Below are 21,451 nucleotides of genomic sequence, written 5' to 3' on the forward strand. Positions count from 1 at the left end.
TGACCGTCACGGATCTTTAGCTCAGTTGGTTAGAGCGTTCGCTTCACACGCGAGAGGTCGCTGGTTCGAGTCCAGTAAGATCCACCATCCTGAAGGGCCCCCACCGGGGTCCTTCAGTCGTCTACGGGACATTCACCAGCGGCACACATCACCACGGCACCGCCCCTGGTGCGGTTCGATTCGGGAGGCGGGCATGGCGGACGAGGAGTTCGGCGAGGTCCCCGGGATGCGGCACCCCACTGAGCCCTCCACAGACCTGTCGATGATCCCGATCATCCGGCCCGCTGCCCAAGTGGAGGCCGAGGAGGCCGGTGAATCCGCCCCGGCCGCCGGCCCGGTGAGCGAGGAGCACCCGTCTCCCGCCGTCGTCGGGACCTCCGAGGAGAGCGCCGTCATCCGCTCTGCCGCCGATCTCGACGCCCCTGAGCCCATGCAGGACACCCCGCTGACCGAGCCTCCGGCCTCCGAGCCGGTGCCGCTGTCCGTGCTGGCGCCCTCGGAGACGGACACCCAGGCCCAGCCTGCAGTGCCGGCGGCTCGACGCCGGGATCGGATGCGCTTCCCGGGCCGCACCGCGATCCGGAAGATCATGCACTCCGAGCCGCTGCCCACGCAGTCGATGCCCTGGGTGAACCGGATCGCCGGCAGCCCGTACAACAACCCGTACCTGCAGGCGCACCGCGAGGCCGATGAGGACGCTCGGCGCACCCTGGACTTCGCGCTGCGGCTGGGGGAGACCATGTTTCGGTTCGGGGCCGGTGCCTTGGAGGTGGAGACCTCGATCATCGTGGTGGCCCAGGCCTTCGGCATCCGCGAGACCGAGATCGACATCACCAACCAGTCGATGAACCTGAACTATGCGCCCGAGGGGCAGGTGCCCTACTCGGTCCAGCGCGTGGTGCGCTCCTGGACCCAGAACTATGCCGGGCTGGCTCTGCTGCACCGTCTGGTCTCGGACATCGCCACCGGCAAGGTGGGCCGGGGCGAGGCGATGGACCGCCTGGCCGAGATCCGCCACCGGCCCAAGCCCTTCCCACGCTGGATGGCCACCTTGGCCGCCGGCCTGTTCGCCGGCACCTTCGTGCTGTACATCGGCGGCGGACCCGTGGGAGCCAGCGTCGCGCTGCTGTCCACCCTGCTGGTGATGGCCGTGGTGGATCTGATGGGCCGAGCCCGCGTGCCGGAGTTCTTCTCCACCATGGCCGGTGGGTTCATGGCCACCGTGGTGGCCCTCGTCCTGTACGCCCTGCACGTGCCGCTGGCCCCCTCCATGGTGGTGGCCGGTGGCCTGATGATGCTGCTGCCCTCCGCCCGGTTCGTCTCCGCGGTGCAGGACGCCATCAACGGCTTCCCGGTCACGGCGGCCGGCCGCTTCGTCTCGGCGTTCCTGAGCTATGTGGCGATCATCTCCGGGATCGTGGCGGCCGTGGCGGTGGCCGAACTGCTCGGTGTGCGCAGCATCGACCTGGCCGAGGAGTCCAGCGCCAACTACCCGCTGCTGATGATGGCGATCCTGGTCTTCCTGGCCGCTCTGTTCGACGCCGTGGTGGAGCAGTCCGAATGGCGCCTGCTGCTGCCCACGGCGCTGGTGTCCGTGTGCGGGTACATGGTCTACGTGGGTGTGGGCGCACTGGGTGTCAGCCCGCGGGTGACCCCGGCGATCGCCGCCGTGGTGATCGGCGCCCTGGGGCGGTACGTGGCGCTGCGCATGGGCGCACCCCAGCTGGTGCTGGCCGTGCCGGGCATCCTGTTCCTGCTGCCGGGACTGATGATCTTCCGCTCCATGTACGAGATCGCCATGGACTCCGGGGCTGTGGTGGAGGGTGCGGTCGGCATGTTCAACGCCTCCATGGTGATCATGGCGATCGCCGCGGGCGTGGTCTTGGGAGACACCCTGGCTCGGCCCTTCACCCGCTCCTACCGGGCCAACGAACGTCGGCAGATCGGCCGGCGCTGACCGGTCCCTCCGGTGGGGGCCGAACCGGACTTCAGTCCCGTTCCACCCGCCAGTCCACGGGGTCGGCGCCCAGCTGCTCCAGCAGCTCATTGGTGCGGCTGAACGGACGGGACCCGAAGAACCCCCGATGCGCCGAGAGCGGGGAGGGGTGGGGCGACTCGATGATCGCGGTGGCACCGCCCTGCCGCAGCACCGGAGCCATCTTCCGGGCGTCGTTGCCCCACAGGATCGCCACCAGCGGGGTGCCCCGCGCGGCCAACGCCTCCACCGCCGTCTGGGTGATCTGCTCCCACCCGATCCCGCGGTGGCTGGCTGCGGCCCCCGCCCGCACGGTGAGCACGCGGTTCAGCATCAGCACGCCCTGTTCCGTCCACGCGGTGAGGTCTCCGTGCGAGGCCGGCGGGATGCCCAGGTCAGTGGAGAGCTCCTGGTAGATGTTCACCAGCGACCGCGGCAGCGGCCGCACATCACGGTCCACGGCGAAGCTCAGGCCGATCGGATGCCCCGGGGTGGGGTAAGGGTCCTGTCCCAGCACCAGGACCTTGACCTGGTCGAAGGGCTGGCGGAAGGAGCGCAGGACATGCTCGGGAGCCGGCAGGATGTGCTCCCCGGCCGCGCGGCGGCGCACCAGGTCCTTCCCGACGACGTCCAGGTCCTCGGTCTGCGCGGCCAGGGCCGCGTCCCATCCGGGATCCAGCGGGCTGATCAGCTCCATGGCTCAGCCCTCCGTTCCGGGGGAGGCCAGGCGCCGGGCGATCACGACCCATTCCCGCCCCGGACGGTCTGGGGCGTCCCGCGCCTCGAGGAACTCGAACCCGGCTTCAGCCAGGGTCTGCTGGATCTGCTCCAACGGACGGAAGATCAGGGTGGAGGTGGAGGGGACCACGGTGCCGTCCGGCAGGTGGCTGTCCGATCTGAAGGTGACCCGCGGCAGGTCCACCTCGGTGACCTCGAAGACCTCCCGCACGGTGCCCACCCCGGGCGCCTCCCACGTGGACTCGGGCTGGCGGGCCCAGTCCTCCCATGCGCGGCGCTCCGGGATGCGGGTCTCGAACACCAGGTGCCCACCCGGGGTCAGGTTCTCGTGGACAGCGCGCAGGGTGCCCAGCCAGTCCTCGTCGGTCAGGAACACCTGGGCCACGTTGGCGGTCATCACGGCCAGGTCGGCGGGCAGATGAGTCTGGGCGGCGTGCTCTGACAGATCCGCTGCCGTGCCGTGCACCCAGTGCACCTTCTCGGCGTGGGGCTTGTCCTGAGCGACCTCGAGCATCTCTCCTGCCGGTTCCACGGCCGTCACGGACAGGCCCTGAGCGGCCATCCGCACCGCGAACGTCCCGGTGCCGGCCCCGATGTCCAGGACCGAGCGGGCGCCGAGCGCCCGGGCGATCCCGACGTACTGGTCCAGGTCCTCCCGGGACCCCTCCACCTGGTCATAGGTCGCGGCGATGAACGGGTGATCGAACTCATTGACTGCCATGGGCTCGATCCTAGGGGCAGTGCCGTCACTCCCTGCCCTGGAGGGGCGAGCGACGAATGACACGGTTGTCATTCGGTCGGTAGACTGCAGGCTGGAGCGCAGTCCGCACCGTGTCCGTTCACCCCGCCCCGCCGAAGGAGTCCCGATGTCCGCTGCATCCTCAGCCGACGAGCAGGCCGCTGTCTCGGTGGAGCACATCCTGCCCGAGCTGACCGAGCGCGAGCGGAAGATCCTGGACTTCGAGGATCAGTGGTGGAAGTACGGCGGGGCCAAGGACCAGGCCATCCGCGATCAGTTCTCGCTCTCGGCCACCACGTACTACCAGGTGCTCAGTGGACTGCTGGACCGCCAGGAGGCGCTGGCCTACCGGCCCATGCTGGTCAAGCGGTTGCGTAGACTACGGACCACACGCCACCGCGCACGCAGCGCGCGTCGGCAGCAGGCCTGAGGCCGATCCCGCTCTCAGGCGCACAGTGACCGGCGGCCACCCTGGGAGGGTGCCGCCTCGTGATGTGGTGAGGGCTGTCCATGACTGAGTATCCCCGCGACCGGTTCGACGACGTCCCGGAGTACACCGACCGCAAGGGCGGGCACCGGGCGCATTTCGATCCGCCCGTGGAGACCACCGGTCTGCGATGGATCGCGGTGACTGCGGCCTTCGCCCTGGCCGTGGGCGCGTTCTGCTTCTTCATCCTCCCCGGGCTGCTCAGTTCCGCACCGGCCACCTCCGGCGCCACCGCGGAGAGCGCTCCGTCCGCCTCGCAGCAGTCCGCCACGCCCCCTGCCGAGGCGAGCTCCACCGCTTCGACGTCGGCCACGCCCACCGCTCCGGCCGGTGCCTCGACCGTGGAGGTCTATGCCGTGGCGGACACCGGCGGGACCGCCGAGGCCACGGGCGAGCAGCTGCGCTCGGCCGGGTTCACCGTGGGTGGAGTCGGCGCCTGGCAGGGCTTCGCGGTGCCCCAGTCCGCTGTGTACTACTCGGCCGGTGAGGACACCGCCGAAGCGGTGGCCGCCCAGCTGGAGCTGCCGACCGTCTATGACGGCCGGGTCCCCGGTGTCGTGGTCGTCCTGACCGGGACCCCCTGATCCGATGAGCTCACGCCGCCCCCTCCGCGATCTGGCCGCGCGGACCAGAGCCCAGTTCTCGCGGGACCGGTCCCCGTGGCCGGACTTCCAGGTGCAGGGGACCACGGTCCTGGTCACCGGCGCCGCCTCCGGCATGGGTCTGCTCCACGCTCGCCGCGCAGCCCAGGACGGGGCCGGGACGGTCATCCTCTGGGATCGTTCCGAAGACGGGCTGGGTCGGGTCCGAGCCGAGCTGGAGGCCGCCCACCCCTCCGTGACTTTCCGGGCGGACGTCGTGGATCTGTCCGACGCCCGCGCCCTGGCCGCGGCCGCCGGTGAGGTCAGTGCTCAGACCGGGGTGCCGGATCTGCTGATCAACAACGCCGGGATCGTGACCGGTGAGTACTTCTGGGACCACACCGAGGCGGCGGTCACCTCCACACTGGCGGTGAACACACAGGCGCCGATGCTGCTGACCCTGGCGTTCCTGCCGTCGATGATCAAGCGCCGAACCCCGGCGCGGATCGTGAACGTCGCCTCAGCGTCCGGACTGCTGCCGGTGCCGCGGATGAGCGTGTATGCGGCGTCCAAATGGGCTGCCGTGGGGTGGTCGGACTCGCTGCGGCTGGAACTGGAGCAGGCCGGCCACCACCAGGTGCGGGTCCTGACCGTCTGCCCGTCCTACATCAGCACCGGGATGTTCGAGGGCGCGCGTGGGCCGATGCTGACCCCGATCATGGAGCCGGACTACGTGGTGGAGCGGATCTGGGACGAGCTGGCCGACCCTCGGCCGATCCTGATGCTGCCCTCGAGCGTCCGCTCCTCGGCCCTGCTCAAGGGCGTGCTGCCCCAGCGGGTGTTCGACTCCGTGGTGGGCCGGGGGATGGGCGTCTACCGGTCCATGCAGGACTTCACCGGGCGGACCGGCCGGGGCCCTGATTCCACCCAGCGCTGAACCTGCCGCAGGAGAAGCGGGGAACTCGCACGAAGTGTTTGCACTCAGTGGGGGCGAGTGCTAAAACTGGGGTTAGCACTCCACCGCCCTGACTGCCAGGCATGCCCTCGCGTGCACGGCTGGACGGGCGGAGGAGGGACCTGACTGCGGTGAGGCCCCCATCCGGGCCGTCCGTCGCGGGCACTGCGCGGGTCAGAACCGACTGAACACTGCTCACGTCCACGAAAGGACCGTGCACCGATGGCAAAGACCATTGCATTCGACGAAGAGGCACGCCGCGGCCTGGAGAAGGGTCTGAACACCCTGGCCGACGCTGTCAAGGTGACCTTGGGCCCGCGCGGCCGCAACGTCGTGCTGGAGAAGAAGTGGGGCGCCCCCACCATCACCAACGACGGCGTCTCCATCGCCAAGGAGATCGAGCTCGAGGATCCCTACGAGAAGATCGGCGCTGAGCTCGTCAAGGAGGTCGCCAAGAAGACCGATGACGTCGCCGGCGACGGCACCACCACCGCCACCGTGCTGGCCCAGGCCCTGGTCAAGGAGGGCCTGCGCAACGTGGCCGCCGGTGCCGATCCGCTCTCGCTGAAGCGCGGCATCGAGAAGGCCGTCGAGGCTGTCACCGTCGAGCTGCTGGCCTCGGCCAAGGAGATCGAGACCAAGGAGCAGATCGCCGCTACCGCATCGATCTCCGCCGCTGACACCCAGATCGGCTCGCTCATCGCCGAGGCCCTGGACAAGGTCGGCAAGGAGGGCGTGATCACGGTCGAGGAGTCCAACACCTTCGGCCTGGAGCTGGAGCTCACCGAGGGCATGCGCTTCGACAAGGGCTACATCTCGGGCTACTTCGTCACCGACGCCGATCGCCAGGAGACCGTCCTGGAGGATCCGTACATCCTGATCGCCAACTCCAAGATCTCCAACGTCAAGGACATGGTCTCCCTGCTGGAGAAGGTCATGCAGTCCGGCAAGCCGCTGCTGATCATCGCCGAGGACGTCGAGGGCGAGGCCCTGGCCACCCTCGTGGTGAACAAGATCCGTGGCACCTTCAAGTCCGTGGCCGTGAAGGCACCGGGCTTCGGCGACCGCCGCAAGGCCATGCTGGCCGACATCGCCATCCTCACCGGTGGCCAGGTCATCTCCGAGGAGGTCGGCCTGAAGCTGGAGAACGCCACCGTCGACCTGCTGGGCACCGCCCGCAAGGTCGTGGTGACCAAGGATGAGACCACCATCGTCGAGGGTGCCGGAGACGCCGAGGAGATCGCCGGCCGTGTCTCCCAGATCCGCGCCGAGATGGAGAACACCGACTCCGACTACGACCGCGAGAAGCTGCAGGAGCGCCTGGCCAAGCTGGCCGGCGGTGTGGCCGTCATCAAGGCCGGTGCCGCCACCGAAGTGGAGCTCAAGGAGCGCAAGCACCGCATCGAGGACGCCGTGCGCAACGCCAAGGCAGCCGTGGAGGAGGGCATCGTCGCCGGCGGCGGCGTGGCCCTGATCCAGGCCGGTGCCAAGGCCTTCGAGAAGCTCTCCCTGGAGGGCGACGAGGCCACCGGCGCCAACATCGTCAAGGTCGCCATCGAGGCTCCGCTGAAGCAGATCGCCATCAACGCAGGCCTGGAGGCCGGCGTCGTGGCGGACAAGGTCAAGGGCCTGCCGGAGGGCCACGGCCTGAACGCCGCCACCGGCGAGTACGAGGACCTGCTGGCCGCGGGCGTCAACGACCCGGTCAAGGTGACCCGCTCTGCTCTGCAGAACGCCGCCTCGATCGCCGGCCTGTTCCTGACCACCGAGGCTGTGGTGGCGGACAAGCCGGAGAAGGCCGCCCCGATGCCCGGTGGCGATGACATGGGTGGCATGGGAGGCATGGGCGGCTTCTGATCCGCTCGGGTCGCCTCAGGGAGAGAGATCCCCGACGACGGCCCCTCACCATCACCAGGAAGGCCCGACCTGTCCGTCTCGAGACGGACAGGCCGGGCCTTCCGGCGTCTGCGGCACCGGATGCCAGGGTGAGTCAGGTTCAGGCCAGTTCGGCCGTCAGGTTCGCCCGGGCCTGGTCCTCCCAGCGTGCCCGTGCGGTGCCCGTGCGGTAGATGGGGTCCAGGGCCAGCAGCTGCTCCACCACCGCTCGGCGTCCCGTGGCGAACCGGTCATCCGGGACGTGGGCGTAGTCCTGCCGGACCGCGGTCAGGTACCGCTCGTACTCGGCGGGGGCGCGGCCGAGCACCTCCAGATCGGCGTCGCTGAAGAGCCGACCGGCAGCGTCACCGTCCTCGGGATCGTGGGAGACAGTGAGCCGGACCAGGCGTGCGGTCTCCTCGATCTCTGCCGTGGGCAGACCCATCCGGTCCAGCACGGTCTCGGCCAGCACGGCCGAGTCCTCCTCGTCCTGACCCGCCGGGCGGTCTGGGTCGCCGAGGTACACGGCGTCATGGAACCAGGCCGCCAGACGCTGGGCCCGTGGCCAGCGGCCGGGATCCTCCCCCTGACGCTCGAGCAGGTCGATCGCGTTCAGCACGGCCAACAGGTGGTGGGGATCATGGTAGTGACGGTGCGGTTCGGACCAGCGGTCCATCAGGTCCTGGAACACCGGGCCACGGTTCAGGTCATGGTGCCCGGGCAGCAGGCGGTCGAAGCGCCGCCTGAGCACCTTGTCGAGCTTGCCCGGGCGTCGAGCGGCCGGGATGCGCAGTCCGGAGGCGACCAACCGACGCACCAGTTCAGCGCCGGACACCTCCACGGCGCCCCGGGCCACCAGGTCCGCGTAGCGGTGCAGCGGCACGTCGTAGTGATCCCGGTCGAACGCCCGCGGTGAGATCCCGGCCTCCTGGGCGAAGACATGCAGCTCCTCCAGGGAGGCATCCGAGACGAGGTGGGAGAACACCGTCCCATGGGCCGGCCACCGGGCGGGGTCGATCAGGATGGTCATGGACTCAGCCTAGGGCGAGCCCGCGACCGTCACGGTGCAGGGTGCGCGGCCCGGCCCAGGCCGTCCTGGAGCCGGGGCCGCACACCCCTGCGGAGAGAGTTCAGCCGCGGAACATGGCGGCGTTGGCGGTCTCCGCGTCCAGGTACTGCTGGGCGGCGTGGGTCATGGCGCCGCGGATGGACACCAGGGACTCCTCCACTCGGGCCTGAGTTCCTCGCCACTCGGTCAGCACGGCCTGGAAGTTGGATGCGGCCTGGCCGCGCCAGGTGTCCTGCAGCTGGCGAAGGTTGCCCTCCATGGCGTTGACCTCGGACTGCAGGCGGCCGATGGAGGCCTCCACGGCCTGGCTCTTGACCATCAGGTCTTCGGTGTCGATCTGGACGAGTGCCATCTGATGCTCCTGTGCTGTGGGTGAGACCAGCGAGACGATGTCTGATGTCCGCTGCCGCCGGTGGATCCGGCACCCCTGACGCTAGGAGCGTGGACGGCGCTGGGGTCCGCGGAACCGCCTCAGTGTGGATGCAGAGCGGACTCGGGGTGCCTGTGCAGGACGGGGCGGAGTCTTCCGCCGGCGCGGGGCAGAGGCCGTGGAGGCGGCGCCGCTCACGCTGTCCGATCGTGTGGATCCCCCTGGTTCCGAAGCCTGGACCGGGGAGGACTCGGCCACGTCCGTGGCGCTGGACTGCTCGGGAGCATCGTCGTCTGCGTCCTCGTCGGACGGGGAGACCGCTGTGGCGTCCCAGGGGAGTCGGACGGAGAGGGTGGCACCGCCGCCGGGTGTCTCCCGGAGCCGGACCGTGCCGTCATGCTGGGCCACGATGGCCGCCACGATCGCCAGCCCCAGACCGGTGCCGCCGGTCTCGCGCTGCCGGGAGGAGTCTGCGCGGTAGAACCGTTCGAAGACCCGGACCGCGTCCTCCTCGGAGATGCCCGGCCCGTGGTCGCGCACCTCGATCACCGAGTCGCGGGCCCGGCCTCGATGCTCACCGCTGTGGTCCACGGATCCCTCCAGCACATCCACCGTGCCGACCGCGATCTCCAGCGGGGTGCCGTCTGGGGTGTACCGCAGGGCGTTGGTGACCAGATTGGCCAGGACCTGACGCAGCCGTCCCTCATCGCCCAGTGTGGGCGCCGAGGTGGGCTTGCCGCCGTCGAGGCCCACCAGGGTGACGACGCGGTCCTGGGCGTTGACCCGGGCGTCCATCACCGTGTCATGGGCCAGCATGAGCAGGTCCACACGCTCATGCTCCAGCGGCCGCTGCTCGTCCAGCCGGGCCAGGGTCAGCAGGTCCTCCACCAGCTGGCCCATGCGCTTGGCCTCGGACTCGATCCGCCCCATGGCGGTGCCGACGTCCTCGGGCTCGGTGATGCCGCCGTGGCGGTAGAGCTCGGAGAACCCCCGAATCGTCACCAGCGGTGTGCGCAGCTCGTGCGAGGCGTCCTGGATGAACCGGCGCATCCGCTCCTCGGACTGCTCCTTGGACCTGAACGCGGACTCGATGTGGGCCAGCATGGCGTTCAGGGACCGGGAGAGCCTGCCGACCTCGGTGTCCGGCGGTCCGTTCTCCACGCGCCGAGAGAGGTCTCCGGCGGCGATCTGCGCGGCCGTTCGCTCCACCCGCAGCAGTGGGCGGAAGGCGCGTGTGGCCACCGCGTAGGAGATCACCGAGGCGCCCAGTGTGGCCAGCAGGCCGATGGTGGCCACCAGCGATGTCACCCGATCGACGGAGGAATGGACCGGTTCCAGAGGCAGGGCGATGGCCAGGGAACCGTCCCCGGACTCGAGCCGGTACATCTGCACGCGCCACCCGCGGGAGTCCTCCGCCGTGCCGGGCACCTCGAACGCCACGTTGCCGCGCGCGGCCACCTGATCGGCGGCCAGGCCAGGCAGGTCAGGGGCGTCGCCGCTGGGTCCGGAGGTGTTGGCCACGGTCTGGCCCTCGTTGTCCTGCAGCTCACCGTAGAAGCGCAGGATGGAGGGAGGGGAGAAGTAGGGCGTGCTGTTGTCCAGAGAGTCCAGCAGGTAGTACGAGACGTCGTTGCGGTTGGCGAAGAGGTCCTCGTCGATCTGCCGGACCAGCTCCTGACGGAACAGGGAGGCCGTCAGGGCGGCCGTGACGATGACGGTGAGCAGCATCAGCCCGGAGGTCATCACCACGAGCTGGGTCCGCAGGGAGGAGGTCTTCCACAGGCGCGCCAATTCGGCGAAGGGATGGAAGCCGCGACCCTGTCTCACCCGTCCAGTATGCCGTGCCACCGCACCCGGTCGGCGGGTCGAGCCAGGCGGCACCCTCAGCGCTTGTCGGCCGACCGCAGCAGATAGCCCACGCCGCGCTTGGTCTGGATCATGTTGGGCAGCTCAGGCTTGTCGATCTTCCGGCGCAGATAGGAGATGTAGGACTCCACGATCGAGGCGTCGCCGTTGAAGTCGTACTCCCAGACGTGGTCCAGGATCTGGGACTTGGAGAGCACCCGGTTGGGATTCATCATCAGGTAGCGCAACAGCTTGAACTCGGTGGGGGAGAGGTCGATCACTTCGCCGGCGCGGCGCACCTCATGGGCGTCGTCGTCCAGCTCCAGATCGTCCACGCGCAGCACGGCGCCGTCGTCCTCGGCGGGGGCGGTCCGGCGCAGCACCGCACGGATGCGGGCGACCACCTCGTCCAGCGAGAAGGGCTTGGTCACGTAGTCGTCCCCGCCCACGGTCAGTCCGGTGACCTTGTCCTCGGTGTCATCACGGGCGGTGAGGAACAGCACCGGGAAGTGCCGTCCGGCGGCACGCAGGCGCCGAGTGACGGTGAAGCCGTCCATGTCCGGCAGCATCACGTCCATCACGGCGAGGTCGGGCTGGTCTGCCTCCACGGCGGCCAGGGCATCTCTGCCGTTGGCGGCGGCGACCACGTCGAATCCGGCGAACCTCAGCGAGGTCGAGAGCAGCTCGCGGATGTTCGGCTCGTCGTCCACCACCAGCAGCTTGGCTTCAGGGTTGTTGGACTTCATGGCGCCATCATCCCGCAGATCACTGGATGTTTGCTGAACGTCCGCTGTATGAGAAGAGGAGGATCAGAGGTCCTCGGCGTCCAGGATGGAGTAGGCGTAGCCCTGCTCGGCCAGGAATCGCTGCCGCTTCTGCGCGTACTCCTGATCCACCGTCTCCCGAGCCACCACCGTGTAGAAGTGCGCGGTCCGACCGTCCTGCTTGGGCCGCAGCAGCCGGCCCAGCCGCTGGGCCTCCTCCTGGCGGGAGCCGAAGGACCCGGAGACCTGGATGGCCACCGAGGCCTCGGGCAGGTCGATGGAGAAGTTGGCCACCTTGGACACCACCAGCACCGGCAGGTCCCCGGCGCGGAACTCGTCGAACAGCCGCTGCCGCTGGCGCACGGGGGTCTTCCCGGTCAGGACCGGCGCCCCCAGCAGCTCGCCGATCTCCTCGAGCTGGTCCAGGTACTGACCGATCACCAGGACCTGTTCACCCGGGTGGCGGTCCACGATCCGCCGGATCACCGGAAGCTTCACATCCGAGCCGGCGCTGTACCGGTAGCGGTCCGAGTCCTCGGCCATGGCATAGGCGACCCGGTCGTCGCGCGGCAGCTCCACGCGGACCTCCACGCACTCCGCCGGAGCGATGTACCCCTGGGCCTCGATCTCCCGCCACGGGGCGTCATAGCGTTTGGGTCCGATCAGGGAGAACACCTCGGACTCCCGGCCATCCTCCCGGACCAGGGTCGCGGTCAAGCCCAGCCTCCTCCGGGCCTGCAGATCAGCGGTCATTCGGAAGATCGGGGCCGGCAGCAGATGCACCTCGTCATAGACGATCAGGCCCCAGTCATGCTCGTTGACCAGCTCCAGGTGCGGGTAGATGCCGCCCCGCCGCGAGGTGAGGACCTGGTAGGTGGCGATGGTGACGGGGCGGACCTCCTTCACCGTGCCGGAGTACTCACCGATCTCGGCCTCTGTCAGTGAGGTGCGGCGCAGCAGCTCGTCCTTCCACTGCCGCGCCGAGACGGTGTTGGTCACCAGGATCAGTGTGGTGGTGCTGGAGGTGGCCATCGCGGCGGCGCCCACCAGGGTCTTGCCGGCACCACAGGGCAGCACGACGACGCCGGAGCCGCCGGCCCAGAAGTTCTCCACCGCCATCTGCTGATAGGGGCGCAGCTGCCAGTCGTCCTCGGTGAGCGCGATCGGATGCGGGGTGCCGTCCACATAGCCGGCCAGGTCCTCGGCGGGCCAGCCCAGCTTCAGCAGCGCCTGCTTGAGCCGGCCCCGCTCCGAACCGGGGACCACCACGGTCTCTCCGTCCAGACGAGGACCGAAGATCTCGCGGATCGTCCGGGCATGCAGGACCTCCTCCATCACCGGGTGGTCGTCGGTGCGCATGACCAGGCCGTGCACCGGGTCGTTCTCCAGGCGCAGGCGCCCGTACCGGCTCATGATGTCGGCGATGTCCACCAGCAGGGTGTGCGGCACCGGGTAGCGCGAGTGGGTCAGCAGCACATCCAGGACCTGCTCGGCGTCCACCCCGGCGGCCCGGGCGTTCCAGAGGCCCAGGTCGGTGATCCGATAGGTGTGGATGTGCTCGGGAGCCCTCTCGAGCTCGGCGAAGGAGGCCAGGGCATGACGTGCCTCGGAGGACTGCGGGTGGTCCACCTCCAGCAGCACGGTGCGGTCGGACTGCACGATCAGCGGCCCGTCAGACATGGTTGGCTGCTCCTTCAGGTGGTGGGCGGGGACCTGCTGGAGTCTAGTCAGCGAGCCCGGTGGGGATGGTGCTCGTCACCGGCTCCGCCCCGACCACGCGGTGCAGCGGCAGCACGCTCTCCCTGCCGACCGGAGCCGAGCTGCCGTCCGGCAGGTCCTGACACCGCAGCCGTCCGCCGGCCACCGCCAACGGCACGACGAGTCGTTCGCGGCGTTCCCCCTGGGCGGTGACCAGGTGCAGACGCACCGGCTGCCGGGTGCGGGCCGCCTGGCGCAGGACCGCCACCGCCTGCTCAGGGCCGGTCCCCGCATCCATGGGCACCGGTGCTCGACGCAGCCGTTCGAGCACCTCGTCGATCTCCTGGTCAGACGGCACGCGTCGAGTTGAGGCGAGGGGTGCCGGAAAGGGCGAGTGTGCCATGGTCGAGGCCAGGCTCTCCCGCTCCGGTGAGCGGTCTGCGGAAGGCTCCTGGCCGTCGTCGGGACGGGACGCGGCGGAGGCCGCAGGGACGGCCGGGCGCACGGCGGCCAGGGCGGCACGATGGCCAGCAGTCGCCAGGAGGCGCTGCAGCTCGCGTGGACCCACCCCGGCCACCAGGACGGTGGGGGCGAGTCGTTCGAGCCGTGCCTGGACGAGGGAGGGATCGGCCAGCACGGCATCGAGCAGGTCCGGATCCTCCGCGCGCAGCCAGGCGGCGGCCGCACCGGTGACCAGCGCCCCGTGCCGACGGGCGACGTCCCGGACCAGGTACTCCACCGACTGCGGCACACGGTCCTCGGAGTGCTCGGTGAGGAACTGCAGGATCTGCTCGGCGGTCCACCCGGCATCCAGGGCCCGGTGCAGCGACTCATCGGAGAAGCGGAACTGCTCGGCAGGGCCGTCCCCTTCCGGCGCGGCCATCAACGTCAGCGGCTCGGCCAGTCGGGGATCCAGGTAGCCCGGCGCCACTGCCGTGAGATCGCCCTGGAGTCGGAACCGGGTGACGGGGGCCGGCAGCAGCTCCTCGACCCGCTCCCGAGCGGCAGGCAGATCTCCCTGAGCCACCAGTGCGCCGAGCTCGGTCAGCGCACCGGCCCCGGTCAGGCCCAGCAGCCCCGCCTCACGCAGCAGGGCCGGGACGAAGGCGGCTGTCCGGTGATGCTGACGGGGGTGCTGCCAGCGCAGCCGGTGCGGCACGGCGGCATCCAGCCCGATGCCCGGCTGCTGTTCGGAGGCGAGTGTGGCAGTGCCCAGGACGGTGGCCCGCAGCTGGGGCGCGTCCGGGCGGGTACGGTCCGGTGCCAGCAGGCGTCCCGTCTCGGCAGCCGTACTGGGGGCCGTGCTCACCGGTGGACCCCACAGTGGGGCCCGCGCGCAGGAGAGCCACCCGGACACCAGCACCTCCCACTGCCGAGCACGCGATGCACGCCGCCAGTGGGGTACGGCCGAGCTGTGCTGCCACTCCGAGGTGTCCGGATCCAGCTCCACCAGTCCGGCCGCCACCAGCAGCTCCACCAGCCAGGCGGTGTGCACCGGCTCCGTCCCTGTGCGCACCGACAGCCGGCGCACCTCACGCACACCCACGCCGCCGGACCGGAGGGTCGGCAGTCCGTCCTCGAGCGCGGCGAGGACGGCGAGGCACTCCCGCAGCAGGTCGGTGACCGCCGCCAGGGCCGCATTGCGGGCGATCGGTCCCAGCACGGTCTGCCCGGGAGCATCCGGGGCGGAGAGGCTCAGCGTCACACCGGCGGTGCCCCGGCGCCAGGCCAGAGCCGCCTCCAGCGGGTGCTCTGCCAGCTCCGTGCCGTCCGGGGCGGCTCCGGCGCGCACCACCAGTCCGGTGTCCAACAGCACCTGCAGGACCGGACCGGGAGGATCGGACACGCGCGCCACCGGCTGGGTCTGGAGGGTCTGCACTGCGTCCAGGACAGCGGCCAGCAGGCCCGGATCCCGCTGGACCAGCTCGTGGTCCTGGATCCGCTGGATCAGCTCGTCCCGGGCGGTGGGCAGTCCGGCCGGGTCCGCGCCCAGCCCGGCCGCCGGACGGCCCAGATGCAGGCCCAGATTCCCGACGGCGGCCGTCACCTGCACGGGAGCACTCCAGGCCCCCTGGGGGCCGGATGGAACGACCAAGGCGAGATCCTGCAGATGCTGCAGGACGTCGTCGGGAATCTCCGGGTGGTCCGGAACGCCCAGGAAGGCCGCGATCTCCTCGGTGGTGGACGGTCCCACCGCGGCCAGGCACTCCAGCACCTGCAGGTGGGGCAGGTCCACGCTGTCCAGTGCTCGCACCAGGGAGGTGCGGGCCAGGGCACGAGCGGCCAAGGACCCGAGATCGGACGGGGGAGGAACGCACAGGTCAGGTCGACTGCGCAGCAGGGCGGCGAGGCGACCTGGGCGGCCCGGCCTGGCATCCTCCAGCCAGGAGGTGAACAGCCCGGTCAGTGAGGGGACGGACATGGGCGGTCGTCCGGACCGGACCTCAGGAGCGGCGTCGGGCGATGGCCGCGGCCACCACGTAGCCGAGCATCAGGGCGAAGCCCAGGGGCAGGCCGAAGAGGCCCAGCCAGTAGAACACCGGCCACGGCTCCAGGGAGATGAAGTAGGAGACCAGCAGCAGGGCCAGGCCCAGCCCGGACAGCACTGTGATGGCCACACCGGAGTACAGCAGAGCGCGCAGGGCGGGCGACTGCTCCTGGGCGGAACGCTGCGTCTGCTGGAGCGGAGAGCGATCGGATGCGGGCGTGCTCAGAGCAGCCGAGCCGGGTCCGTTCGAGTCGGCTGCGGAGACGGTGGGACTCGTGGACATGCTCAGCAGTCTACGCGCCGGTAGCGAAAGCCGGCCGGGAACAGCACTGTGACGGAGGCGAACGGCTATCCTGAGACGGCTGAGACTTTCCCTGCCGTCCGGCACCGCGCGGGCAGGACCGGCCAGGACGGACCGTCCTGGACCAGGACCGCCCCGCAGATCCCGACGGTCCGCCGCATGGGCGCTCATGACGAGACGCCATGCCAGGAGCAGGACCCCCGCGGCAGGGACCACCGAAGAGACAGACAGAAGGACTGAAGAGAATATGCCCACCGGCAAAGTGAAGTTCTACGACTCCAAGAAGGGGTTCGGTTTCCTGCACACCGATGACGGTCAGGAGGTGCACCTGCCCTCCTCCGCACTGCCCAGCGGTGTCACCGAGGTGCGCGCCGGGACGCGCATGGAGTTCGGCGTGGCTGAAGGGCGCCGAGGGCTGCAGGCGCTGAGCGCGCGGATCATCGACTCCGGCCCCTCCGTGGTGCGCGCCACCCGGCGCAAGCCTGAGGACATGGCCGTGGTCATGGAGGACCTGATCAAGTGGCTCGACTCGGCTTCCAACGGTCTGCGCAAGGGCAAGTACCCGCCGCGCGCCCAGGCGGAGAAGATCGCCTTGGCGCTGCGGAAGGTTGCTGACGACCTTGACGCCTGAGCCGACCGACACCCCCCTGAACACCGATCCGGAGCAGAGTGAGGCCGCTCCGGAGGCTGAGACGAGCCCGGTTGATGCCGCGCAGTCCGAGGTGACGCAGGTGAAGGCCCCTCGGCGTCGAGCGCCCAAGCTCGATGCCCTCTTGGCTGAGGCCACCGAGGCGGCGCGCGAGGCGCTGGCCGAGCTGGCCGAGGACGGACAGATCGGCGAGCACCGTGGGACCACGGCGGACGACGACCGTCTGGTCACCCATCGCTTCGCGGCCGAGCTGGCCGGATACCGCGGCTGGGAATGGTTCGCCACCCTGGCCCGGGCTCCTCGCAGCCGTCAGATCACCGTGTGTGAGATCGGTCTGCTGCCCGGTGCGGAAGCGATCGTGGCCCCGGACTGGGTGCCCTGGTCCGACCGGGTCAGCGCCGAGGAGAAGGCCCGTCTGGACGCGATCGCCGCCGGGGAGGATCCGGAGAAGGCGCTGCGGCAGCTGCAGGCCGCAGAGGAACCGGAGGACCAGTCTGAGGAGCCGGGTACGCCCGCCGAGGACGAGGCCGCAGCCGAGGATGATGACTCTCAGGGGCCGACGGCACAGGAGCCCAGCGACCAGAGCTCATCTGCCTCACAGGACTGACCTGACCTGACCGACGAATGACGGCCTGTCACCCGCAGAGGTGACAGGCCGTCGTCGTGCCATGCCGTGGTGATCCAGCGGTGCTGGGTCAGACCAGGCGCTCCACCACATGGTCGATGCAGGCCAGCAGAGCCGAGACGTCGTTCGGATCGATCGCAGCGAAGGTGGCGATGCGCAGCTGGTTGCGGCCCAGCTTGCGGTACGGCTCCACGTCCACCACACCGTTCGCGCGCAGAATCTTCGCCACCTGGGCGGCGTCCACGGAGTCCTCGAAGTCCACCGTGGTGATCACGGCGGAGCGGTCCTCCGGCCGGGTCACGAACGGGGTGGCGAAGCTGGACGCCTCGGCCCAGTCGTACACCCGGTTCGAGGAGTCTGCCGTGCGGGCGGTGGTGAACGCCAGACCACCCTGTTCGTTCATCCACCGCACCTGGTCCTCCAGCATGACCAGGGTGCTGAGGGCAGGGGTGTTGTAGGTCTGGTTCTTCAGCGAGTTGTCCACGGCGGTCTTCAGGTCCAGGAAGTCCGGGATCCACCGGCCCGAGCCCTTGATCTGCTCGACCCGCTCCAGGGCCGCGGGAGAGAACATTGCCAGCCAGAGGCCACCGTCGGACGCGAAGTTCTTCTGCGGCGCGAAGTAGTAGGCATCGGTCTGGGACAGGTCCACCGGCAGCCCGCCGGCGGCTGAGGTGGCGTCGATCAGCACCAGCGCGTCCTGATCGGCACCGTCCACGCGACGGACCGGCGCTGCCACACCGGTGGAGGTCTCGTTCTGCGGCCAGGCGTAGACGTCCACTCCGGCCTCGGCCTGCGGTTGGGGACGGGTGCCGGGCTCGGCCGTGAGGATGGTGGAGTCCTGCAGGAACGGGGCGTTCTGGGTGGCCTTGGCGAACTTGGAGCCGAACTCGCCGAACGAGAGGTGCTGGGCGCGCTCGCGGACCAGCCCAAAGGAGGCCGCATCCCAGAAGGCGGTGGACCCGCCGACGCCCAGGATGACCTCATACCCCTCGGGGGCGTTGAACAGGTCGGTCAGGCCGGATCGCACACGGCCCACCAGGTCCTTCACCGGGGCCTGACGGTGCGAGGTGCCCAACAGGCTGCGTCCGGCGGCGGTCAGGGCCTGGACCTGCTCCGGGCGGACCTTGGACGGGCCAGCGCCGAACCGACCGTCCTGGGGAAGCAGATCCTGGGGGATGGACACCTCGGGTGCGCTCATGGGGACTCCTGTGCTCCGGGCCGCTCCTGCGACGGCGGCCGCCTCGCTGTCCATTCTGACGCACCGGACAGGTCGGGCCCGTTGCGTGTCAGAGACGTCCCGTGGACGGAGCCCCCCTGCGGCTGAGGGGATGACTAGGATGACTCGAGGCCTGCCGTCCGGACGAGCCGCCAGAGAGGATGCGCCCCCGTGACAGATCTGATCGACACCACTGAGATGTACCTGCGCACCATCCTCGAGCTCGAGGAGGAGGGCATCACTCCTCTGCGCGCCCGGATCGTGGAGCGTCTGGACCACTCCGGCCCCACCGTCTCCCAGACCGTGGCCCGGATGGAACGTGACGGACTGCTGACCGTGGGGGAGGACCGGCACCTGGAGCTGACCGAGGGCGGCCGCGCCCAGGCCGTCAGCGTGATGCGCAAGCATCGACTGGCTGAGCGCCTCCTGGCAGACGTGATCGGACTGGACTGGGCCTACATCCACGAAGAGGCCTGCCGGTGGGAGCACGTGATGAGTGAGCAGGTGGAGCGCCGGCTGCTGGAACTGCTGGAGAACCCGGTGGACTCACCGTACGGCAATCCGATCCCCGGTCTGGAGGCCCTGGGGCAGGTCAGCGTGGACCCCCACGCCGACCCGGGGGAGCTGCTCACGGTGGCGCTGGAACGCCCGGGCGCCTACCGCGTCCTGCGCCTGACCGAGGCGGTGCAGACCGACCCGGAGCTGCTGGGTGATCTGGCGGGCGCCGGGGTGCTGCCCGGTGCGGTGATCCAGGCAGGTCCGGTGGACGGATACGTCTCCGTGAAGGCCGCGCCGGGACAGGGCGCGCAGGACCAGGGTTCTGGCACCGGCGGTCTCGAGCTGTCCGCCGAGATAGCCGCGCACATCCGCGTGGTCCCTGCCCGCTGAGCGTCCCGTGAAGTTCACGATCTGTGATGAATCCGTCACTGTTACGTGACCGTCCAGATCCGCGTGATTCCGCGGTTTTTCACGAGGTGCACCGCAGTTCTCCCCAGAGGTCGTGACCTGAACGTGACATTTATAAACGTTTGATATACGTTAGATCCGGCGCCACGTCCGCAGGACCACGGCGCTGGCCGAAGGTCTGCTCCATCCCCCGCGACCTCCGGTGATCACTTCGCAGTCATTCGATCATGGCGGGGGACGGGCACGCCCTGAAGCACGTGAGAGAGGTTCACTCACATGAGCAAGCGCACCACCGCCGCCCGTCACCGGGCCACCCCGGTCCGCTCCAACCCGTTGGAGACCGTCTCCCAGGCTGTCGCCTCCAACGCAGGCACCGTCGGCCGTCAGGCCGCCGTCGTCGCCGCTGCGTCCGGCCTGGTCCTGAGCATCGGCCTTCCCGCCCAGGGCTCCGCCCCTGCCGTGCGTGAGACCACCTCCATCCCGGCCGCTGGCCTGGAGATCGAGCGCACCTCCTTCACCGCCGTGAACGTGACCGCCGCCAAGGACGTCAAGGTCAAGCTGGACCGTCCCGAGGTCACCTCCCGCCCGGCTCCCGAGCCCGAGCCCGCCCCGGCTCCGGTGGTCCGCGAGACCCCCGTTGCAGCTCCGGCCGAGCAGGCCCCTGCCCGTACCGCCACTCAGACCCAGGCAGCTCCTGTCGCCCCGGCGCAGCAGGCCCCCGCTGCCCAGCAGCGCACTCAGGCCGATGCGGCTGAGCGCGCCCAGGCTCGCGCCGCCGAGCGTGCCCAGGCCGAGCGTGCCCAGGCTCGCGCCGCCGAGCGCGCCCAGGCCGAGCGTGCTCAAGCTCGCGCCGCCGAGCGCGCCCAGGCCGAGCGTGCTCAGGCTCGCGCCGCCGAGCAGCAGCGCCAGCAGCGCGCCCAGGCTCAGCAGACTCGTGCTGCCGCCGCACCCCAGCAGCAGGCCCCGGCTCCTCGCGCCACCGGCAACATGGCCGGCGTCGTCTCGGCCGCCTACTCCGGCATCGGCGTGCCCTACGTCTACGGCGGCAAGACCCGCGCCGGCTGGGACTGCTCCGGCTTCACCTCGTGGGCCTACCGCCAGGCCGGGATCTCCATCCCGTCCTCCACCTCGGCCATCCGCGGATCCGGTCAGTTCGTGCGCACCTCCTCCCCGAAGCCGGGCGACCTGGTGTTCCAGAACGGTGGCGGCCACGTGGGCATCTACGTCGGCAACGGCATGATGATCGGCGCCCAGAACCCGTCCACGGGCACCTTCCTGCACTCGGTGTCCCGCAACCCGCTGATGGGCTACTACACCTACGTCGGCTGATCACCGACGCAGGTCGCGGCCCAGGGCCGCACTGCATGACTGCGAACAGGGGTTCGTCCTTCGGGACGGACCCCTGTGGCCGTTCTGGGGACGCGCCGATCGACGGCGCGGAGGCGCACGTGTGAAAAGTCGGTGAACTCCCGGCAGGACACGCCCCACCGCGGGGGCCGCCGGGCCGTTCGGCTCCGTGATGGCCGTACTCTGGTGGTGATCGTCACCCCGAGACTCACCGCAGACGCCGGCGACCCGGGTGCTGGCCCGGTGGACGATCCGGCGCCCGCGGCGCGAACAGGCCGCGAGGTACGCCCATGCGCACACTGGTCCTCAATGCAGGCTACGAGCCGCTGTCCGTCATCACCTGCCGCCGAGCCCTGCTGCTGGTGGCTGCCGGGAAGGCGAGCCTGCTCGCCCATGGCGGGGAGCCCGTCGTCGGGCCCTCCTGTGTTCTGCGCCGACCCACCGTCATCCTGCTGCACCGATACGTGCGGGTGCCCCACGCCGAGCAGATCCCCGTCTCGCGCCGAGGCGTGCTGCGCCGAGACGCCCACCAGTGCGCCTACTGCGGGGCCAACGCCACCACCGTGGACCACATCCATCCTCGTTCGCGTGGGGGCCAGGACTCCTGGGAGAACCTGGTGGCCTGCTGCCTGAGCTGCAACAACGTCAAGGGTGACCGGTCGCTGTCCCAGCTGGGATGGACACTGCGCGTGAAGCCAGCACCTCCCCGTGGTGTCCAGTGGCGGATCCGTGAGCTGGAGCGCCCGATCGAAGAATGGACTCCCTTCCTGGTGCACGCGGCCTGACGCTGGGGCGAGGCGGGACGTAGTCGCCCAGACCTAGA

General features: G+C 70.0%; 20 protein-coding genes and 1 tRNA gene. 11 read left to right on the plus strand and 10 right to left on the minus strand.

Translation table 11 applies throughout. From position 1 onward, the window contains the following. The first annotated feature begins 10 nt into the window (after positions 1–10). Positions 11–87 (plus strand) — tRNA-Val (locus tag ACEXHE_RS11045). 106 nt (positions 88–193) lie between these two features. Continuing rightward, positions 194–1,957, plus strand: coding sequence for a threonine/serine exporter family protein (locus ACEXHE_RS11050; RefSeq protein WP_374785838.1), 1,764 nt, complete (start codon positions 194–196; stop codon positions 1,955–1,957). A 31-nt stretch (positions 1,958–1,988) separates the two neighbouring features. Here the strand turns inward: ACEXHE_RS11050 and ACEXHE_RS11055 are convergent, their stop codons facing one another. Both ACEXHE_RS11055 and ACEXHE_RS11060 read right to left on the minus strand, forming a co-directional pair. Next, positions 1,989–2,672, minus strand: a complete 684-nt coding sequence (locus ACEXHE_RS11055; protein ID WP_374785839.1) for a uracil-DNA glycosylase — start codon at positions 2,670–2,672, stop codon at positions 1,989–1,991. A gap of 3 nt (positions 2,673–2,675) precedes the next feature. Next, entirely contained in the window at positions 2,676–3,434 is a 759-nt protein-coding gene (locus ACEXHE_RS11060; RefSeq protein ID WP_374785840.1) for a class I SAM-dependent methyltransferase, read from the minus strand. Between the two features lie 145 nt (positions 3,435–3,579). Between ACEXHE_RS11060 and ACEXHE_RS11065 the strand changes: the two genes are divergently transcribed. The 4 genes from ACEXHE_RS11065 (at position 3,580) to groL (ending at position 7,332) form a co-directional block, all read left to right on the plus strand. Further along, positions 3,580–3,882, plus strand: a complete 303-nt coding sequence (locus tag ACEXHE_RS11065; protein WP_091697397.1) for a DUF3263 domain-containing protein — start codon at positions 3,580–3,582, stop codon at positions 3,880–3,882. 80 nt (positions 3,883–3,962) lie between these two features. After that, positions 3,963–4,523 (plus strand): LytR C-terminal domain-containing protein, encoded by a 561-nt coding sequence (locus ACEXHE_RS11070; RefSeq protein ID WP_260061328.1) that lies wholly within the window; start codon positions 3,963–3,965, stop codon positions 4,521–4,523. Positions 4,524–4,527: 4 nt separating this feature from the next. After that, complete coding sequence (locus ACEXHE_RS11075) at positions 4,528–5,457, plus strand: SDR family NAD(P)-dependent oxidoreductase (RefSeq protein ID WP_374785841.1); 930 nt, start codon at positions 4,528–4,530, stop codon at positions 5,455–5,457. 240 nt (positions 5,458–5,697) lie between these two features. After that, positions 5,698–7,332 (plus strand): chaperonin GroEL, encoded by a 1,635-nt coding sequence (gene groL / locus ACEXHE_RS11080; RefSeq protein WP_374785842.1) that lies wholly within the window; start codon positions 5,698–5,700, stop codon positions 7,330–7,332. Between the two features lie 139 nt (positions 7,333–7,471). Here the strand turns inward: groL and ACEXHE_RS11085 are convergent, their stop codons facing one another. The 7 genes from ACEXHE_RS11085 to ACEXHE_RS11115 all read right to left on the minus strand — a co-directional run bounded on the left by ACEXHE_RS11085 (position 7,472) and on the right by ACEXHE_RS11115 (position 15,867). After that, the gene (locus ACEXHE_RS11085; protein WP_285179734.1) at positions 7,472–8,380 is read right to left on the minus strand and encodes a DUF4031 domain-containing protein; all 909 of its coding nucleotides are present in this window, start codon (positions 8,378–8,380) and stop codon (positions 7,472–7,474) included. A 100-nt stretch (positions 8,381–8,480) separates the two neighbouring features. Then, positions 8,481–8,771 carry a WXG100 family type VII secretion target gene (locus ACEXHE_RS11090; RefSeq protein ID WP_091697385.1) on the minus strand — a complete coding sequence of 97 codons (291 nt, stop codon included), beginning with the start codon at positions 8,769–8,771 and terminating at the stop codon, positions 8,481–8,483. 81 nt (positions 8,772–8,852) lie between these two features. Continuing rightward, positions 8,853–10,532, minus strand: coding sequence for a sensor histidine kinase (locus tag ACEXHE_RS11095; RefSeq protein WP_374785909.1), 1,680 nt, complete (start codon positions 10,530–10,532; stop codon positions 8,853–8,855). A gap of 140 nt (positions 10,533–10,672) precedes the next feature. After that, on the minus strand, positions 10,673–11,380 hold the full coding sequence (locus ACEXHE_RS11100) for a response regulator transcription factor (RefSeq protein WP_091697382.1): 708 nt from the start codon (positions 11,378–11,380) through the stop codon (positions 10,673–10,675). Between the two features lie 63 nt (positions 11,381–11,443). Next, positions 11,444–13,078: a DNA repair helicase XPB gene (locus tag ACEXHE_RS11105; RefSeq protein WP_374785843.1), complete on the minus strand. Its 1,635-nt coding sequence runs from the start codon at positions 13,076–13,078 to the stop codon at positions 11,444–11,446. A 43-nt stretch (positions 13,079–13,121) separates the two neighbouring features. After that, positions 13,122–15,518, minus strand: a complete 2,397-nt coding sequence (locus tag ACEXHE_RS11110; protein ID WP_374785844.1) for a helicase-associated domain-containing protein — start codon at positions 15,516–15,518, stop codon at positions 13,122–13,124. Between the two features lie 22 nt (positions 15,519–15,540). Next, a complete protein-coding gene (locus tag ACEXHE_RS11115; RefSeq protein WP_091697374.1) occupies positions 15,541–15,867 on the minus strand; it encodes a hypothetical protein in 327 nt (108 codons plus the stop codon). 265 nt (positions 15,868–16,132) lie between these two features. Here ACEXHE_RS11115 and ACEXHE_RS11120 point away from each other — a divergent pair, with 265 nt between their 5' ends. Continuing rightward, a complete protein-coding gene (locus tag ACEXHE_RS11120; protein ID WP_091697371.1) occupies positions 16,133–16,516 on the plus strand; it encodes a cold-shock protein in 384 nt (127 codons plus the stop codon). Continuing rightward, a complete protein-coding gene (locus ACEXHE_RS11125) occupies positions 16,506–17,141 on the plus strand; it encodes a DUF3027 domain-containing protein (RefSeq protein ID WP_374785845.1) in 636 nt (211 codons plus the stop codon). The genes ACEXHE_RS11120 and ACEXHE_RS11125 overlap by 11 nt, the downstream gene beginning before the upstream one ends. 88 nt (positions 17,142–17,229) lie before the next feature. Here ACEXHE_RS11125 and serC read toward each other — a convergent pair whose 3' ends face one another. Then, on the minus strand, positions 17,230–18,357 hold the full coding sequence (gene serC / locus ACEXHE_RS11130) for a phosphoserine transaminase (protein ID WP_091697369.1): 1,128 nt from the start codon (positions 18,355–18,357) through the stop codon (positions 17,230–17,232). A gap of 189 nt (positions 18,358–18,546) precedes the next feature. Here serC and ACEXHE_RS11135 point away from each other — a divergent pair, with 189 nt between their 5' ends. From ACEXHE_RS11135 to ACEXHE_RS11145, 3 genes are all read left to right on the plus strand, one after another. Then, complete coding sequence (locus ACEXHE_RS11135) at positions 18,547–19,263, plus strand: metal-dependent transcriptional regulator (protein ID WP_374785846.1); 717 nt, start codon at positions 18,547–18,549, stop codon at positions 19,261–19,263. A gap of 294 nt (positions 19,264–19,557) precedes the next feature. Next, positions 19,558–20,610 (plus strand): C40 family peptidase, encoded by a 1,053-nt coding sequence (locus ACEXHE_RS11140; protein WP_374785847.1) that lies wholly within the window; start codon positions 19,558–19,560, stop codon positions 20,608–20,610. 308 nt (positions 20,611–20,918) lie between these two features. Continuing rightward, entirely contained in the window at positions 20,919–21,413 is a 495-nt protein-coding gene (locus ACEXHE_RS11145) for an HNH endonuclease (protein ID WP_336705500.1), read from the plus strand. Positions 21,414–21,451 lie beyond the last annotated feature (38 nt).

It is taken from the genome of Micrococcus sp. IITD107 (assembly GCF_041927415.1).
GTDB lineage: Bacteria > Actinomycetota > Actinomycetes > Actinomycetales > Micrococcaceae > Citricoccus > Citricoccus terreus.